The sequence below is a fragment of the Streptomyces sp. NPDC104581 genome (assembly GCF_055583685.1).
This window is the reverse complement of record NZ_JBVJNN010000016.1, coordinates 47,601-64,862: the sequence shown is the minus strand read 5'-3', so window position 1 is coordinate 64,862 and position 17,262 is coordinate 47,601. Positions and strand designations below refer to the sequence as shown.

Here is a 17,262-nt window from a genome sequence, read left to right as displayed (position 1 = left end):
GGGCAGCTGGGTTGACCACGCACGCACCGCGGACCGCGCAGTCCGTGACGTTGCCGGTCTCGCTCGACGAGGCCGTGGCGGCACTGAGCGCCATGCCTGCCGCCGTGCCCGTCGCGGGTGGCACCGATCTGATGGCCGCCGTCAACAAGGGCCTGCTCAGGCCGGCCGGCCTGGTCGGACTCGGCCGGATCAGCGAACTGCGCGGCTGGCACTACCAGGACGGACACGCCCTGCTGGGCACCGGACTCACCCACGCGCGCATGGGGCGGCCCGACTTCGCCGCCCTCATCCCCGCGCTCGCCGCGTCCTCGCGCGCCGCGGGCCCGCCCCAGATCCGTAACGCGGGCACCCTCGGCGGCAACATCGCCACCGCGGCCCCCACCGGCGACTCACTGCCCGTCCTGGCGGCCCTGGAGGCCGACCTCGTCATCGCGGGACCCGACGGCGCGCGCCGCGAGATCCCCGTCTCGCACCTGCTGGCGGGCCGCGAGATGCTGGCGCCCGCCGAACTCATCGGCTTCGTCCGCGTACCGCTGCTGCACGCCCCGCAGGTCTACCTCAAGGCCACCGGCCGCACCGGCCCCGGCCGGGCCACCGCCTCCGTCGCCGTCGTGCTCGACCCGGCGCGCCGCGGTGTGCGCTGCGCGGTCGGCGCGATCGCGCCGATGCCGCTGCGCCCGCTGGAGGCCGAGCGCTGGATCGCCTCGCTGATCGACTGGGACGCGGACCGGGGGCTGGCGCCCGAGGCGCTGGCGGCCTTCGGCGAATACGTCGCCGCGGCCTGTATCCCCGACCCGGCCCCGGAGGCGGACGGGAGCGAGCCGCCCGCCCTGCCGCCCGCCGTACTGCACCTGAGGCGTACCGTCGCCACGCTGGCTCGACGAGCACTGGGGAGGGCGCTGCCGTGACCACCGACGAGAACGAGAACTCCGGGAATCCGGAGGGGCGTCAGGCCCACGCGTACGGGTATCCGCAGGAGCGCGGTTCGTGGCAGCCGATCCCGCAGGGCGGTGAGTACGACGGCGAGTCGACCGCGTTCGTACAGCTGCCACCCGAGGACGGGCGGGACGCGCCGCTGGCGGCGCCCGGACACGGCTACGTACCACCGGCGATCGACCAGCGGCAGCCGGACGGCGCGGTGGCTCCCGGCGGACCGGCCGACATCGGGCAGTGGGCCCCGCACACCGCGCAGACGCAGCCCGATCCCTACGGCTACGGACAGGGCTACGGCCAGGGGTACGGGCAGGGCCATCCGCACGCGTACCACCCGGGCGCGGCCGTCGGCCCGGAGGCGCCGCACGACCCGCAGGCGACCGGCCAGTGGTCCTTCGCGGAGACGGCCGGCGACGGTGCCGCGGACGGGCGCACGGAGCCGGAGCCCGCGTCGCAGCTCACCGGGCAGTGGGTGATCCCGGTCGTCACGGACGATCTTCCGGACGAATCGGGCGAGTTCACCACGTCGGTGCCGATCACCTCGCAGTGGTCGGGCGGTGCCCCGCCCGCCACGCTCCCGGGCGGCGCGCGCGCCCCCTGGGCGCCCGAACCGGAAGCCGAACCCGAACCGGAACCGGAGCCGGCTCCGGAACCCGTTGCGGAGGAGCCGCTGCGGACCGCGCCCGACGAGGATGCCGAGGCACCCGCGCCGGTGACCGCGGCGGACACGGACGAGGAGCCCGGCGCCGGGGCGGCTGCCCCGACCGGGACCGGGACGGACGGCGAAGCGGCAGCCGGCGCGGACCCGGAGGCCGACGGGGGCACCGGCCCGGAGACCGGCGCGGACGCCGGTACGGCGACGGAAGCGGAAGCCGCGACCGGCGTTCCCGCGGAGTCGGCACCGGAGCCCACGCCCGAGCCCGCCCCCCTCAGCAGCAGCAACGACAGCGCCGAACACCCCGCCAACTCCTACGTGCTGCGCGTGAACGGCGCCGACCGCCCCGTCACCGACGCCTGGATCGGCGAGTCCCTGCTCTACGTCCTGCGCGAGCGCCTCGGCCTCGCCGGCGCCAAGGACGGCTGCTCGCAGGGCGAGTGCGGTGCCTGCAACGTCCAGGTCGACGGCCGGCTCGTCGCCTCCTGCCTCGTCCCGGCGGCCACCGCGGCCGGTTCCGAGGTCCGTACGGTCGAGGGCCTGGCCTCCGACGGCGAACCGTCCGACGTCCAGCGCGCCCTCGCCAACTGCGGCGCCGTCCAGTGCGGTTTCTGCGTCCCCGGCATGGCCATGACCGTCCACGACCTCCTTGAGGGCAACCACGACCCCAGCGAGCTGGAGACCCGCCAGGCGCTGTGCGGCAACCTCTGCCGCTGTTCCGGATACCGGGGCGTCCTCGACGCCGTCGCCGAGGTCGTCGCCGAACGCGCCGCCAGCGCCGAGGCCGCCGACGAGGCCCGCATCCCGCACCAGGCACCACCGGGCGCCGGCGGCGCCCACCCCGCACCTCTCGACCCGCACGACGGAGGCAAGGCGTGAGCAAGGACGCGGCCACCGAGACCCAGGCGCTCGACGGCCCCCGGCAGGAGGCGCCCGCGCTGGGTCTCGGTGCCTCCCTCCCACCGGCCGACGCCCGCGCCAAGACCGAGGGCACGTTCCCGTACGCCGCCGACCTCTGGGCCGAGGGCCTGCTGTGGGCGGCGCTCCTGCGCTCACCGCACCCGCACGCGCGGATCCTGTCGGTCGACACGAGCGCGGCGGCCGAAATGCCGGGAGTACGGGCCGTGGTGACCCATCTCGACGTCCTCGGCGACCCCTCCTACGGACGGCTCGTCGCCGACCGCCCCGTCTTCGCCTCGGAGGTCGTACGCCACCACGGCGAGGCCATCGCCGCCGTCGCGGCCGACCACCCCGACACGGCCCGGATGGCCGCCGCCGCCATCGCCGTCGAGTACGAGGTCCTCGACCCCGTCACCGACCCGGAGAAGGCGTTCGAGGCGGAGCCGCTGCACCCCGACGGCAATCTGATCCGCCACATCCCGCTGCGCTACGGCGACCCCGACCTCACCGGCGACGTGGTCGTCGAGGGCCTGTACCGCATCGGCCGTCAGGACCCCGCCCCCATCGGCGCCGAGGCGGGACTCGCCGTACCGCGCCCCGACGGCGGCGTGGAGATCTACACCGGCTCCACCGACCCGCACACCGACCGCGATCTGGCCGCCGCCTGCTTCGGTCTCGAACCCGACCAGGTCAAGGTCGTCGTCACCGGAGTCCCCGGCGCCACCGGCGACCGCGAGGACCCCGGCTTCCAGATCCCGCTCGGCCTGCTCGCGCTGCGCACCGGCTGCCCGGTGAAGCTCGCCGCGACCCGCGAGGAGTCCTTCCTCGGCCACGCCCACCGGCACCCGACGCTGCTGCGCTACCGCCACCACGCCGACGGCGAGGGCCGGCTCGTCAAGGTCGAGGCGCAGATCCTGCTCGACGCGGGCGCGTACGCGGACGCCTCGTCCGAATCCCTCGCGGCGGCCGTGGCGTTCGCCTGCGGCCCCTACATCGTCCCGCACGCCTTCATCGAGGGCTGGGCCGTGCGCACCAACAACCCGCCGTCGGGCCATGTCCGGGGCGAGGGCGCGATGCAGGTCTGCGCCGCCTACGAGGGCCAGATGGACAAACTGGCCACCAAGCTCGGCATCGACCCGGCCGAACTGCGCCTGCGCAACGCGCTGGCGACCGGCGACATCCTGCCCACCGGGCAGACCGTGACCTGCCCGGCGCCCGTCGCCGAACTGCTGCGCGCCGTAAGGGACTTCCCGCTCCCCGCGCTGCCCAAGGACATCCCCGAGTCGTCCTGGCTGCTGCCCGGCGGCCCCGAGGGCGCGGGCGAGCCCGGCGCCGTACGCCGCGGCGTGGGCTACTCGCTCGGGATGGTCCACATGCTCGGCGCCGAGGGCGCCGACGAGGTCTCCACGGCCACCGTCAAGGTCCACGACGGCGTCGCCACGGTCATCTGCGCGGCCGTCGAGACCGGGCAGGGCTTCTCCACCCTGGCCCGCCAGATCGTCCAGGAGACGCTCGGTGTCGAGGAGGTCCACGTCGCCTCGGTCGACACCGACCAGCCCCCGGCCGGCCCCGCCACGCACGGCCGCCACACCTGGGTCTCGGGCGGCGCCGTCGAGCGCGCGGCGAAGATGGTCCGTACGCAGCTCCTCCAGCCGCTGGCGCACAAGTTCGGCATGTCGACGGAGCTGCTCCAGATCACCGACGGAAAGATCACCTCCTACGACGGGGTGCTGTCGACCACCGTCACCGAGGCGATGGACGGCAAGGAGCTGTGGGCCACCGCGCAGTGCCGCCCGCACCCCACCGAACCGCTGGACGACTCGGGCCAGGGCGACGCGTTCGTCGGCCTCGCCTTCTGCGCGATCCGCGCGGTCGTGGACGTCGACATCGAACTCGGCTCCATCCGGGTCGTGGAGATGGCCGTCGCGCAGGACGTCGGCCGGGTCCTCAACCCGGCGCAACTCGCGACCCGTATCGAGGCGGGCGTCACCCAGGGCATCGGCGCCGCCCTGACCGAGAACCTCCGTACGACGCGGGGTCTGGTGCGCCGTCCCGACCTCACCGGCTACGCGCTGCCGACGTCCCTGGACGCGCCCGACATCCGGATCGTCAAACTGGTCGAGGAGCGCGACGTGGTGGCTCCGTTCGGCGCGAAGCCGGCGAGCGCGGCGCCGGTCGTGGCCTCCCCGGCGGCGGTGGCGGCGGCGGTGCGCGCGGCGACGGGGCGGCCGGTCAACAGGCTGCCGATCAGGCCGCAGTCGGCGGTCGTGACGGCGGGGGCGTGACGGGCGCCCGGCCGACGGGCGGGGGCGCGAGCGCGTCGGCCCGTCGGCGGGGGAGCGGGCGAGAGCGGGGGACTGCCGCCGGGAGAGAGCTTCCTCTGGAGGCCGTGGCGGGAATCGAACCCACGTAACTCGATTTGCAGTCGAGCCCCTGAACCACTCGGGCACACGGCCGTGCGTACCTTCGCACCGACCGTAGGCGGGTCGGCGGGCAGCCCTCAAGGGACCGGCGCACCCCGCAACACGACTGCCACACGGCGTTCATGGGCGTACGACCAAGGGACCAGTCCCGCCGCGACCAGCGACAGGGTTCACACAGGTCCATGCCCCTTACCCTGATGCCATGACCGCCCTCGAACCGGGCGACGCCGCCCCACCCGCGACACCCACCCCGAAACTCGCGCTCGACCCCGGCGGCGACGGCATCCTCGGCAGGACCCACCGGGCGCTCAGCATCGGCATCATCTGCGTCGTCCTGCTGATCGCCTTCGAGGCCACGGCGGTCGGTACGGCGATGCCGGTGGCCGCCCGCGAACTGCGCGGCGTCTCGCTGTACGCGTTCGCCTTCTCCGCGTACTTCACCACCAGCCTCTTCGCCATGGTGCTCTCCGGGCAGTGGGCCGACCGCAGCGGCCCGCTCCGGCCGCTGGTCACCGGCATCACGGCCTTCGCGGCCGGACTGCTGCTCTCCGGCACCGCCGGCGCGATGTGGCTGTTCATCGCGGGCCGGGCGGTCCAGGGGCTCGGCGGCGGACTGGTCATCGTCGCGCTGTACGTCGTCGTCAGCCGCGCCTACCCGGAGCGGCTGCGGCCCGCGATCATGGCCGCGTTCGCGGCGAGCTGGGTGATCCCCTCGGTCGTCGGGCCGCTCGCCTCCGGCACCGTCACCGAACACCTCGGCTGGCGCTGGGTGTTCATCGGCATCCCGGTACTGGTGGTGCTGCCGCTGGCGACCGCGCTGCCCGCGGTCCGGCAGATGGCGGCCGGGCCCGCCGACCACGCCGGGCCCCTGCCGGCCTTCGACCGGCGCCGGATCCGGCTCGCGCTGGCGATCTCGCTCGGCGCGGGTCTGCTCCAGTACGCGGGCCAGGACCTCAGCTGGTGGTCCCTGCTGCCCGGCGCGGCCGGCGCCGCGCTGATCGTGCCCGCCGTCCTCGGCCTGCTGCCGCCCGGCACCTACCGCGCCGCCCGCGGCATGCCGTCGGTCGTCCTGCTGCGCGGTGTCGCGGCCGGCTCCTTCATCGCGGCGGAGAGCTTCGTACCGCTGATGCTCGTCACCCAGCGGGGCCTGTCACCGACGCTGGCGGGCCTCTCGCTGGCCGTCGGCGGCGCGACATGGGCCCTCGGCTCGTACATCCAGTCCCGCCCCCGCATGGAGCCGCACCGCGAACGGCTGCTGATGGGCGGCATGGCGCTGGTCGCCGCCTCCATCGCCGCCGCGCCGAGCGTGCTGATCGCGTCGGTCCCCGTCTGGATCGTGGGCGTCGCGTGGGCGGTCGGCTGCCTCGGCATGGGCGCGGTGATCGCGTCGACGAGCGTGCTGCTGCTGAAGCTCTCACCTCCCGAGGAGGCGGGCACGAACTCCGCCGCGCTCCAGATATCCGACGGCCTCTCGAACGTCCTGCTGCTGGCGGCGGGCGGCGCGGCGTTCGCCGCCCTGGGCGGCGGCGCGGTCGGCGCCCACGACCTCGCCTCGGCCGACGCGTCCCACCCGGCCGCGTTCGCCGCGGTGTTCCTCCCGATGGCCGCGGTGGCCCTGGCGGGGGTGTGGGTGGCGACGAGGGTACGGACGCGCTGACCGGTACCGCCGGGGGGCTGCGGGATCGCACTCCGGCCGCGCCCCCCCGCACGACAGGGTGTGACCCCGGTCGCACCTGGCCGGCCGGGGCGACGCCGGACGAGTATCGGGACGGGCCGCCGGTAGGGTGGCCCGGTTGTCGTATCTGAGCCCGGCACAGCCGTGCAGTCCGTGCACCCGAGCGTCCGCGAACCGGAGACCGTGACTACTACCGCCTCCCACCACCTCTCACCCGCCTTCCCCGGCCGCGCGCCCTGGGGCACCGCCAACAAGCTGCGCGCCTGGCAGGAGAAGGCGCTGGAGCGATATCTCCAGGACCAGCCGCGCGACTTCCTCGCCGTCGCGACCCCCGGCGCCGGGAAGACCACCTTCGCGCTGACCCTCGCGTCCTGGCTGCTGCACCACCACGTCGTGCAGCAGATCACCGTCGTCGCGCCGACCGAGCACCTCAAGAAGCAGTGGGCGGACGCCGCCGCGCGGATAGGGATCAAGCTCGACCCGGACTACAGCGCGGGGCCGTTGAGCAAGGAGTACCACGGGGTCGCCGTGACGTACGCGGGCGTCGGCGTACGCCCCATGCTCCACCGCAACCGCTGCGAGCAGCGCAAGACCCTGGTGATCCTCGACGAGATCCACCACGCCGGCGACTCCAAGTCCTGGGGCGAGGCGTGTCTGGAGGCGTTCGAACCGGCCGCCAGGCGGCTCGCGCTGACCGGCACGCCCTTCAGGTCCGACACCAACCCGATCCCGTTCGTCGCGTACGAGGAGGGTGACGACGGCATCCGCCGCTCGTCCGCCGACTACACCTACGGCTACGGCAACGCGCTCGGCGACGGCGTCGTGCGCCCCGTCATCTTCCTCAGCTACAGCGGCAACATGCGCTGGCGCACCAAGGCCGGTGACGAGATCGCCGCCAAGCTCGGCGAACCCATGACCAAGGACGCGATCTCACAGGCGTGGCGCACCGCGCTCGACCCGCGCGGTGAGTGGATGCCCAACGTGCTGCGCGCCGCCGACCGCCGGCTCAGCGAGGTGCGCAAGTCCATCCCGGACGCGGGCGGGCTGGTCATCGCCACCGACCAGGACTCGGCGCGCGCCTACGCCAAGATCGTCCGTGAGATCACCGGGACGAAGGCGACCGTCGTGCTCTCCGACGAGGCCACCGCCTCCAAGCGCATCGACGAGTTCAGCGCGGGCCAGGACCGCTGGATGGTCGCCGTGCGCATGGTGTCCGAGGGCGTCGACGTCCCCCGGCTCGCGGTCGGCGTCTACGCCACGACCATCGCGACACCCCTGTTCTTCGCGCAGGCCGTCGGCCGCTTCGTCCGCTCCCGGCGGCGCGGCGAGACCGCGTCCGTCTTCCTGCCCACCATCCCCGGCCTCCTCGGCTTCGCCAACGAGATGGAGATGGAGCGCGACCACGTCCTCGACAAGCCGAAGAAGGCGGGCGAGGAGGACCCGTACGCCGAGTCCGAGAAGGAGATGGCGGAGGCCGAGCGCCAGGAGGACGAGGACACCGGCGAGCAGGACACGCTGCCCTTCGAGGCGCTGGAGTCCGACGCGGTCTTCGACCGGGTGCTGTACGACGGCGCCGAGTTCGGCATGCAGGCGCACCCCGGCAGCGAGGAGGAGCAGGACTACCTCGGTATCCCCGGCCTCCTGGAGCCCGACCAGGTGCAGATGCTGCTCCAGAAGCGGCAGGCCCGGCAGATCGCGCACAGCCGCAAGAAGCCGGACTCCGAGGCGGACCTGCTGGAGCTGCCCGCCGACCGGCGCCCCGTCGTCTCCCACAAGGAACTGCTCGAACTGCGCAAGCAGCTCAACACGATGGTCGGCGCGTACGTCCACCAGAGCGGCAAACCGCACGGGGTGATCCACACGGAGCTGCGCCGGGTGTGCGGCGGCCCGGCGAGCGCGGAGGCCACGGGCGGCCAACTCCGCGAGCGGATCAGAAAAGTTCAGGAATGGGCGACCCGAATGCGCTGAGCGCGAAGGGCCTTTTTCAGCCTCCCGGACGCCGTCGCGGCGTCCGGGAGGCTTTTCTACGCGCGTCCATTCATGGGAAATCACATGAATGGTCAGTGGGAGTACCTTTTCTGTGCATGTTCGGTTGCGAACGCGGAGCAACTGACCGCCCATGACCGGATTCTGGACGAGGTCTTCCGCTGAGCGGTACGGATCGCTAATGTCCCGGCAACACATACGCGCCGTGGCAGGGACCGCCACGGAGCGCAGCCGGTGCGCCATGGCCTGCCTGGCGGCTCACTCCGAAACTCCGAAGGAGAGGGGCGTCGTGACCGCGGAGACCTCCCAGACGCTCGACCGGGGACTGCGCGTCCTCAAACTGCTCGCCGACACCGACCACGGGCTGACCGTCACCGAGTTGTCCAACAAGCTCGGCGTCAACCGCACCGTCGTCTACCGTCTCCTGGCCACCCTGGAACAGCACGCGCTGGTGCGCCGTGATCTCGGCGGACGCGCCCGGGTGGGTTTGGGGGTGCTGCGGCTGGGGCGCCAGGTGCATCCGCTCGTACGGGAAGCGGCACTGCCCGCGCTGCGCTCACTGGCCGAGGACATAGGCGCGACCGCCCATCTCACGCTCGTCGACGGCGCCGAGGCGCTGGCCGTGGCCGTCGTGGAGCCGACCTGGACGGACTACCACGTCGCCTACCGCGCCGGTTTCCGGCACCCCTTGGACCGGGGCGCCGCGGGCAAGGCCATCCTGGCGGCCCGGCAGGGCCCGCACACCGAGGCGCGGTGCACGCTGACCCACGGCGAACTGGAGGCCGGCGCGAGCGGCGCCGCCGCCGCGCTCGTCGGGGTGACCGGTATCGAGGGCAGCGTGGGCGTCGTGATGCTCGCCGACTCGGTGCCGGAGCGGGTGGGGCCGCGCGTGGTCGACGCCGCGCGCGAGGTGGCCGACGCGCTGCGCTGAGCCGGCCCCGCACCGGTCCGGCACCGGGGGTTTCGGGTGCCCCGGGAGCGGCGGATAGATTGGCGCCGTGCTCTCTCGTCTCTCCGGTCTCTCGCGCCCCCGCACTCTCGCCCTCTCGGCCGTCCCGATCGCCGCGCTGCTCGTCGTCGTCGGGGTCGCACCGCTGCCGTACGCGGTGGCCCAGCCGGGCCTGACGGCCAACGTCCTGGACGACTACCAGGGCACACCCGTCATCTCGATCAGGGGCGCGCAGACCCGCGAGACGACGGGACAACTGCGGATGACGACGATCCTGGCGACGGGACCGTCCGCCGACGTCGACTTCGGTGACGTCCTCGAAGGCTGGATCCGGACCGACCGCGCCGTGCTGCCGCGCGACTCCGTCTACCCGGCGGGCCAGTCCGACAAGGAGATCCAGCAGCACAACACCGACGAGATGGTGAAGTCGCAGAACTCCGCCGTGGACGCGGCACTCGGCCAGCTCGGCCGTGAGCGGGACTCCGTGGACGTCACCCTCCATCTCGCCGATGTCGGCGGTCCCAGCGCGGGCCTCCTCTTCGCGCTCGGCATCGTCGACATGCTCGACGGCGACGGCTCGGGCGGCGACCTCACGGGCGGCCGCGACATCGCGGGCACCGGCACGATCAGCCCGGACGGCGCGGTCGGCGCGGTCGGCGGGGTCTCGCTCAAGACACAGGCCGCGGGTCGCGACGGCGCGACGGTCTTCCTCGTCCCGGCGGCGGAGTGCGCGGACGCGCGGTCCGAACTCCCCGACGGCATGCGGCTGATCCCGGTCAGGACCCTGAAGGGCGCGGTGTCGTCGCTGAAGGCGCTGGAGCAGGGGGGCGAGGTCCCGGACTGCTGACCCCGGCAGGACCCCACCTCCACCCGGCCACCCGGCCGCGGCGCCGTGTGGGGCCCTCGGGAAGGCGTTCGTGCGTACGTCACCGGCGTCGCGGTGCGGCGTTCACGCGGGACGGACGCGGGGGCGTGCGGGGCGGTCGACCAGTCGCAGGCCCAACTCGACGAGGAGCCAGCCCAGTCGGACCCTGGGGCCGGGGCCGGGGCCGGTGGGGCGGTGGTGGGCCGCGGCCTCGGCGCGCAGGTCGGCGGCGTGCAGGGAGTGCAGATGGAGGTGCACGTCAGAAAATGGCATGACAAATCGTCCCTTCGCGCACCGACTCCCGGGCGGGGGAGTGGTGCCGGGTGAAAGCGGCGGGTGACGGGTGGTGGCAGGTGCTCAGACGTCCGGCCGGTCGAGCTGCTTCTGCGGGAAAGCGTGCAGATGGATCCGTACCTGGGCCACGGACTCGTCGTCCTCGGACGCGGCACGGTCGGTGTAACTGGCGATCAAGTCGTGTATCCGGCCGTCCAGTTCGGCCAGCAGCTCGGGGGTGAGCCGGAGCGTGAAGTCGCTGAGGTCGGCCTTGGTCGCCCAGGTCTTCGGCCAGTCGTGCATGGTGCCGAGCCAGGTGCTCACCTCCTGGCCGTGGATGGAGGCGACCTCGTGCATGAAGGTGTTGAGCGCGCCCCGTACCTCGGGGCTGGGGTCGAAGTGCAGCGTGTCGTCGATCATGACGCCGTAGTCCGAGGCCTTCCACCAGCGCTCCCGGCCCTTGCCGCGCTCGGGGTCGTCCGCGACGAAGCCGTGCTCGGCGAGCCGGCGCAGGTGGTAGCTGGTGGCGCCGCTCGACTCGCCGAGCCGTTCGGCCAGCTGGGAGGCGGTGGCCGGGCCGTGGTGGCGCAGGGTCACCAGCAGCCGCATCCGCAGGGGGTGGGCGAGACCGCGCAGCGAGCGGGGGTCCAGGGTGCGGGCTGTCCGCTCGGCGGCGGCGGGTTCCGCGGACGGGTTCGAGGACGGGTTCTCGGACATGCCCTCATCGTAGACATGCAAAGAAGTGGTTGCAAGGATTCCTTTGCAACCACTTCTTTGCATGCGTCGTACCGTGTTCGTCCGGCTCCGGGGCTCAGCCCGCCTTGATGAAGCCCTCCTCGATCAGCCAGTCCTTCGCCACCTCGTGCGGGTCCTGGCCGTCCACGTCCACCTTCGCGTTCAGCTCCTGCGCGATCCCGGTGTTCAGCCGCTTGCTCAGCGGGTCGAGCAGATCCGCGATCTCCGGGTACTTCTCGTACGTCGAACTGTGGATGACCGGCGCCGCGTTGTAGTTCGGGAAGAAGCGCTTGTCGTCGGAGACCGTGTCCAGATCCAGCGACTTGATCCGGCCGTCGGTCGTGAACACCTCGCCCACCAGGCAGGAGTTGGACTTCGACACCTGCGTGTAGATGATGCCGGCGTCCATCTTCTTCACGCTCGACGCGGGGATCTTCATCCCGTACGCCTTCACCATGCCCGGCAGTCCGTCGTCCCGCGACGCGAACTCGTTCTCCACACAGATCGAGACCGCGCCCGGCTCCTTCTTCGACAGCGCGGCGACGTCCGACATCGTCTTGAGCTTGTACTTGGCGTTGTTCTGCTTGCTGATGCCCAGCGAGTAGGTGTTGTTGAGCGTGGACGGCGACAGCCAGCTCACGTCGTGCGAGCGGTCCGCGTCCCGTACCGCCGCCCACTGCTCGTCCGAGTCGACGATCGGCTTCGTGTTGCCCTGGTAGGTGATCCAGGCCGTGCCCGTGTACTCGTACATCGCGTCGGCGTCACCCTTGACGATCGCCTCGCGTGCGCTGATCGAGCCCGGCAGGTTCGTCCGGTCCACGACCTCCGCGCCCGCCGCCTTGAATATCAGGCCGATCATCTGGCCGAGGATGATGTTCTCGCTGAAGTTCTTCGACGTGACCGTCAGCGAGGCGCCCTTGAGGGGCTCTCCCCGGCCGACCGAGCCGGGGACGACGTCGTCCACCATCGGTGAGCCGCTCTTGAGGCCGCACCCGCCGAGGGTGGCCGCGCTCAGCAGCAGCGCCAGCCCGCCCGTCACGAGCTTCCGGTGGCCGTATCGCATGGTGCGCATCAGCGCTCCTCCAGTCCGCGCGGGGTGAGGGCCACTTCGACGAGCGAGGCCAGCCAGTCGATCAGCAGCGCCAGCGTCACCGTCAGCACCGAGCCCAGGACCAGGACCGGCATGCGCTGCGTCTGGATGCCCGAGGTGATCAGGTCACCGAGCCCACCACCGCCGCCGAAGGTCGCCAGGGTCGCCGTGCCCACGTTGAGCACCAGCGCCGTCCGTACACCCGCCAGGATCAGCGGTACGGCCAGGGGCAGTTCGACCCTGGTCAAGGTCCCGAACTGCGACATCCCGATGCCGCGCGACGCCTCCACCAGCTGTGGATCGATGGCCCTGAGCCCCGCCACCGTGTTGGCGAGCACCGGCAGCACCGCGTAGATGACCATGCCGATGATCGCCGTCGACGGCCCGATGCCCAGCCAGATCACCAGCAGCGCCAGCAGTCCGAGGGCGGGCGTCGCCTGTCCGATGTTGGCGACGGCGGTCACCGCCGGCGCCGCCCTGGACAGACCGCGCCGGGTCAGGGCGATACCGAGGGGGATCGCGATGACGAGCACCCAGAAGGTGGAGATCGCGGTCAGTTCGATGTGCTGCCACAGGCGCAGCCGCACATTGCCGCCGACGAGCGAGTTCTTCGCGATCGAGTCGAGCGGGACATTGGTGATCCAGGCGTAGGTCAGGAGCAGGGAGACCGCTATCACGGCGGGCACCGTCAGCAGCTTGGTCCGGGTGATCCGGCGCTCGGGGGCCCCGGCCGGCGCGGCCGGCTCCGACTCCTCGTCCCGGAACGCGTGGCCCTTGACGTCGTACTCGCCCGGCGGGCGCCGCTTCTGCGCGGGAGCACTCATGCGTCCGCACCGCCCCGCGGTTCCTGCCCGGTCCGCTCACGGCGCTGTTCCGCCAGTTCGTGCTGGTGCTCGAAGGCGGTGAGCCGGTCCGCCTCCAGCATCTCCTGGACGGAGGTCATCAGCGTCTCCATGTCGACGACGCCGATGTACTCGCCGCGCCTGCCGGTCACGGCGACCCGGCCGCCGCTGTCGGTCAGGACCGCCTCCAGCGCGTCGTGGAGCGTGGCGTCCCTGGTCACGGTGTCGTGCACCAGCTGGCCCGCGTTGGCGAGCGAGCCCTTGGCCCGCGACAGGTCGCCGCGGCGCAGCCATTTGTACGGGCGGCTCTTCCGGTCCAGCATCAGCAGCTCGTTGTGCGGGCCGCTGTTCAGCTTGTTGAAGATCGACTGGAGCGGGTCCTCGACCGTCACCGTCGGGAACTCGGCGATCTCCACGTCCCGTACCCGCGTGAGGTTCAGCCGCTTCAGCGCCGCCCCCGCGCCGACGAAGCCCGACACGAAGTCGTCGGCGGGGTTGGTGAGGATCGCCTCGGGGGTGTCGAACTGCGCGATGTGCGAACGCTCCCGCAGGATCGCGATCCGGTCGCCGAGCTTGATCGCCTCGTCGAAGTCGTGCGTCACGAACACGATCGTCTTGTGCAACTCGTGCTGGAGACGTATCAGTTCGTCCTGGAGATGGTCGCGCGTGATCGGGTCGACGGCACCGAACGGCTCGTCCATCAGCAGGACGGGCGGATCGGCGGCGAGTGCCCGCGCCACCCCCACCCGCTGCTGCTGGCCGCCCGAGAGCTGCCGCGGATAGCGGCCGTGGAACTCGCGCGGGTCGAGCCCGACCAGATCGAGCATCTCCTCGACCCGGTCCTTCACGCCCGACTTGGACCAGCCGACCATCTTCGGTACGAGCGCGATGTTCTCGGCCACGGTCATGTGCGGGAAGAGGCCGGAGGACTGGATCGCGTACCCGATCTGCCGGCGCAGCTTCACCGGGTCCATGTCGGTGACGTCCTCGTCGTTGATCCTGATCCGCCCCGACGAGGGCTCGATCAGCCGGTTGATCATCTTGAGGGTGGTCGACTTGCCGCAGCCGGAGGGGCCGACCAGGATGACGGTCTCGCCCGCCTTGATCTCCATCGAGACGTCGTCGACGGCCGGGTTCGGGCTGCCCGGATAGCGCTTGGTCAGGCCGTCGAGCCGGATGGTGGCACCGCTCGTGGAACCGGCGCCCCCCGCGGCGCCGTTCGGTGTGACGATCGCGGCACCTCGCGAGCTGCTGCCGGCCGCCTCGGCCGTCTTCGGGTCAGCGGTATCAGACACGGATCCCCCTCGGGATGGTGAGTCGGCCGAGCAGGACATACGCGGCGTCGAAGAGCAGGGCGAGGATGACGATGCCGATCGTCCCGGCGAGCACCTGGTTGATCGCGTTGGCGCTGCCCAGCGAGGCGATGCCGCGGAAGATCTCGTTGCCGAGGCCGGGCCCCGACGCGTACGCGGCGATGGCGGCGATCCCCATCAGCATCTGTGTGGCGACCCTGATCCCGGTGAGGATCGGCGGCCAGGCGAGCGGCAGTTCGACCTTGAGCAGCCGGGCGGTACGTGACATGCCGATGCCCTTGGCGGCGTCCACCAGATCGGGGTCGACACCGCGCAGCCCGACCACGGCGTTACGGACGATGGGCAGCAGCCCGTACAGCGTCAGGACGATCACCGTGGGCGCGACACCGAGACCGACCAGCGGGATGAGCAGGCCGATGGCCGCCAGTGAGGGAATGGTCAGGATGGACGCGGTGGAGAGGACCGCCAGATTGCCGCCCCAGGGGCTGCGGTAGGTCAGCACGCCGATGACGACACCCAGGACGGTGGCGATCACCATGCACTGGAAGACGGCGCTTGCGTGCTGGAACGAGTCGGTGAGCAGCTGTTGGTGGCGGTTGGCCAGATAGTCCCAGAAGTCCACGGCGCTCCTCTCGGTGGGGGCGGAGCCGGTCAGCCGGTCGGCCGATCAGGTCGTTCGGGTCGTACGGGTCGCGCACTCGTCCGGCCACGGCCGGCCGGTCACAGCCGGTCACCGTCGGTGTCCTGCGCGGCCTGTTCCACCAGGGGGATGATCCGCAGTGGAACGGGGTTTTCCATGACGATCGCCGTGGAAGCCCGCTGAATCCCTTCGAAACCGACAACCCGGTCGATCACCCGTTGAAGATCGGCGTTCGAACGAGCGACGAGTCGGCAGAGCATATCCCCCGTTCCGGTGGTGGTATGCAGTTCGAGGACCTCTGGAACGCTGCTCAAATGGGCTCGGACATCGGAACCCTGACCCTGTTTGATTTCCAGGGTTGCGAACGCCGTTACGGGGTAACCGAGAGCGGCCGGATCGACGTTCGGGCCGAATCCGCGGATGACGCCGTTCGTCTGGAGCCGGTCCAGCCGGGCCTGTACGGTCCCGCGCGCCACCCCCAGCCTGCGCGACGCCTCCAGAACCCCGATGCGCGGTTCCCGTGCCAGCAGGGCGATGAGCCTGCCGTCCAGTCCGTCGATCGTCACGGCGCCTCCCGGGGCGGTTGATGGTGGCTGCACCGGTCGGTGGTCATCCTGTGCAGATGGTCCGGTCATCCTCGCCTCCCGCTGTACAGAATGACCAGTGAAAGCGTGAACTGTTGCGCACCTTGTGGAACGGCGAGACGCTTCCGTCATGGCAGATACTTCGGTGCACCTCGATTCCGCCCCGGCCACCGCGCGCGGCGCCGACCCCTTCCCCGTCAAGGGGATGGACGCCGTCGTCTTCGCCGTCGGCAACGCCAAGCAGGCGGCGCACTACTACTCGACGGCGTTCGGCATGAAGCTGGTCGCCTACTCGGGCCCGGAGAACGGCAGCCGTGAGACCGCGAGCTACGTGCTCACGAACGGCTCGGCCCGATTCGTCCTCACGTCCGTCATCAAGCCGTCCACCGACTGGGGCCGCTTCCTCGCCGACCATGTCGCCGAGCACGGCGACGGTGTGATCGATCTCGCCATCGAGGTCCCGGACGCCCGCGCCGCGTACGCCTACGCCACCGCGAACGGCGCCACCGGCCTCCAGGAGCCCTACGAGGTCAAGGACGAGAACGGCACCGTCGTCCTCGCCGCCATCGCCACGTACGGCAGGACCCGCCACACCCTGGTCGAGCGGACCCGCTACGACGGCCCGTACCTGCCCGGCTACACCGAGGCCGCGCCGATGGTCGCGCCCCCGGCCAAGCGCACCTTCCAGGCCGTCGACCACTGCGTGGGCAATGTCGAGCTGGGCCGGATGAACGAGTGGGTGGCGTTCTACAACAAGGTCATGGGCTTCACCAACATGAAGGAGTTCGTGGGCGACGACATCGCCACCGAGTACTCCGCCCTCATGTCGAAGGTCGTGGCCGACGGCACCCTCAAGGTGAAGTTCCCGATCAACGAGCCGGCGATCGCGAAGAAGAAGTCGCAGATCGACGAGTACCTGGAGTTCTACGGCGGCGCCGGGGTCCAGCACATCGCGCTCGCGACCAACGACATCGTCAGCTCGGTGCGCGCGATGCGGGCGGCCGGTGTCCAGTTCCTCGACACCCCCGACTCGTACTACGACACGCTCGGCGAGTGGGCCGGCGAGACGCGGGTGCCCGTCGAGACCCTGCGCGAGCTGAAGATCCTCGTGGACCGTGACGAGGACGGCTATCTGCTCCAGATCTTCACCAAGCCGGTCCAGGACCGGCCGACCGTGTTCTTCGAGATGATCGAACGGCACGGCTCGATGGGCTTCGGCAAGGGCAACTTCAAGGCCCTGTTCGAGGCGATCGAGCGTGAGCAGGAGAAGCGCGGCAACCTCTGACGCGCGGCGCGTCGGATGACGGGGCGGGGGGGGGGGGGGGGGGGGGGGGGGGGGGGGGGGGGGGTGGTTTTGGGTTTGGGGGGGTTTTGTGTGTTTCTGCTGCTTTTTCTTTTT

Annotated in this window: 15 protein-coding genes and 1 tRNA gene; 8 read left to right on the top strand and 8 right to left on the bottom strand. The window is 71.6% G+C overall.

Annotated elements, in window-relative coordinates; all coding sequences use genetic code 11:
* The first annotated feature begins 11 nt into the window (after positions 1-11).
* Genes ACZ61E_RS15650 through ACZ61E_RS15640 form a run of 3 tightly spaced genes read left to right on the top strand, consistent with a single transcriptional unit; the run spans position 12 to position 4,773 of the window.
* Positions 12-908: an FAD binding domain-containing protein gene (locus tag ACZ61E_RS15650; protein WP_469700171.1), complete on the top strand. Its 897-nt coding sequence runs from the start codon at positions 12-14 to the stop codon at positions 906-908.
* Positions 905-2,467, top strand: coding sequence for a (2Fe-2S)-binding protein (locus ACZ61E_RS15645; RefSeq protein WP_469700170.1), 1,563 nt, complete (start codon positions 905-907; stop codon positions 2,465-2,467). The genes ACZ61E_RS15650 and ACZ61E_RS15645 overlap by 4 nt, the downstream gene beginning before the upstream one ends.
* Positions 2,464-4,773, top strand: a complete 2,310-nt coding sequence (locus ACZ61E_RS15640; protein ID WP_469700169.1) for a xanthine dehydrogenase family protein molybdopterin-binding subunit — start codon at positions 2,464-2,466, stop codon at positions 4,771-4,773. The genes ACZ61E_RS15645 and ACZ61E_RS15640 overlap by 4 nt, the downstream gene beginning before the upstream one ends.
* A 96-nt stretch (positions 4,774-4,869) precedes the next feature.
* Here the strand turns inward: ACZ61E_RS15640 and ACZ61E_RS15635 are convergent.
* A tRNA-Cys gene (locus tag ACZ61E_RS15635) sits at positions 4,870-4,944 on the bottom strand.
* A gap of 169 nt (positions 4,945-5,113) precedes the next feature.
* Here ACZ61E_RS15635 and ACZ61E_RS15630 point away from each other — a divergent pair.
* The 4 genes from ACZ61E_RS15630 (at position 5,114) to ACZ61E_RS15615 (ending at position 10,368) form a co-directional block, all read left to right on the top strand.
* Positions 5,114-6,568, top strand: coding sequence for an MFS transporter (locus ACZ61E_RS15630; protein ID WP_469700168.1), 1,455 nt, complete (start codon positions 5,114-5,116; stop codon positions 6,566-6,568).
* Positions 6,569-6,769: 201 nt separating this feature from the next.
* On the top strand, positions 6,770-8,554 hold the full coding sequence (locus ACZ61E_RS15625; protein ID WP_469700167.1) for a DEAD/DEAH box helicase: 1,785 nt from the start codon (positions 6,770-6,772) through the stop codon (positions 8,552-8,554).
* 307 nt (positions 8,555-8,861) lie between these two features.
* A complete protein-coding gene (locus ACZ61E_RS15620; RefSeq protein WP_469700166.1) occupies positions 8,862-9,503 on the top strand; it encodes an IclR family transcriptional regulator in 642 nt (213 codons plus the stop codon).
* A 67-nt stretch (positions 9,504-9,570) separates the two neighbouring features.
* Positions 9,571-10,368 (top strand): S16 family serine protease, encoded by a 798-nt coding sequence (locus ACZ61E_RS15615; RefSeq protein WP_469700165.1) that lies wholly within the window; start codon positions 9,571-9,573, stop codon positions 10,366-10,368.
* 102 nt (positions 10,369-10,470) lie between these two features.
* Here the strand turns inward: ACZ61E_RS15615 and ACZ61E_RS15610 are convergent, their stop codons facing one another.
* The 7 genes from ACZ61E_RS15610 to ACZ61E_RS15580 all read right to left on the bottom strand — a co-directional run bounded on the left by ACZ61E_RS15610 (position 10,471) and on the right by ACZ61E_RS15580 (position 15,845).
* Positions 10,471-10,659, bottom strand: a complete 189-nt coding sequence (locus ACZ61E_RS15610) for a hypothetical protein (RefSeq protein WP_469700164.1) — start codon at positions 10,657-10,659, stop codon at positions 10,471-10,473.
* Between the two features lie 84 nt (positions 10,660-10,743).
* Entirely contained in the window at positions 10,744-11,376 is a 633-nt protein-coding gene (locus ACZ61E_RS15605; RefSeq protein WP_469700163.1) for an ArsR/SmtB family transcription factor, read from the bottom strand.
* 94 nt (positions 11,377-11,470) lie between these two features.
* On the bottom strand, positions 11,471-12,457 hold the full coding sequence (locus ACZ61E_RS15600; RefSeq protein WP_469700222.1) for a glycine betaine ABC transporter substrate-binding protein: 987 nt from the start codon (positions 12,455-12,457) through the stop codon (positions 11,471-11,473).
* Positions 12,458-12,465: 8 nt separating this feature from the next.
* Complete coding sequence (locus tag ACZ61E_RS15595) at positions 12,466-13,308, bottom strand: ABC transporter permease (RefSeq protein WP_469700162.1); 843 nt, start codon at positions 13,306-13,308, stop codon at positions 12,466-12,468.
* Positions 13,305-14,558: an ABC transporter ATP-binding protein gene (locus ACZ61E_RS15590; RefSeq protein WP_469700221.1), complete on the bottom strand. Its 1,254-nt coding sequence runs from the start codon at positions 14,556-14,558 to the stop codon at positions 13,305-13,307. The genes ACZ61E_RS15595 and ACZ61E_RS15590 overlap by 4 nt, the downstream gene beginning before the upstream one ends.
* A gap of 55 nt (positions 14,559-14,613) precedes the next feature.
* The gene (locus ACZ61E_RS15585; protein ID WP_469700161.1) at positions 14,614-15,261 is read right to left on the bottom strand and encodes an ABC transporter permease; all 648 of its coding nucleotides are present in this window, start codon (positions 15,259-15,261) and stop codon (positions 14,614-14,616) included.
* 98 nt (positions 15,262-15,359) lie between these two features.
* Positions 15,360-15,845: an Lrp/AsnC family transcriptional regulator gene (locus ACZ61E_RS15580; RefSeq protein WP_469700160.1), complete on the bottom strand. Its 486-nt coding sequence runs from the start codon at positions 15,843-15,845 to the stop codon at positions 15,360-15,362.
* A gap of 148 nt (positions 15,846-15,993) precedes the next feature.
* On the opposite strand from ACZ61E_RS15580, the gene hppD reads away from it, so the two are divergent.
* Positions 15,994-17,148: a 4-hydroxyphenylpyruvate dioxygenase gene (hppD, locus tag ACZ61E_RS15575; RefSeq protein ID WP_469700159.1), complete on the top strand. Its 1,155-nt coding sequence runs from the start codon at positions 15,994-15,996 to the stop codon at positions 17,146-17,148.
* Positions 17,149-17,262 lie beyond the last annotated feature (114 nt).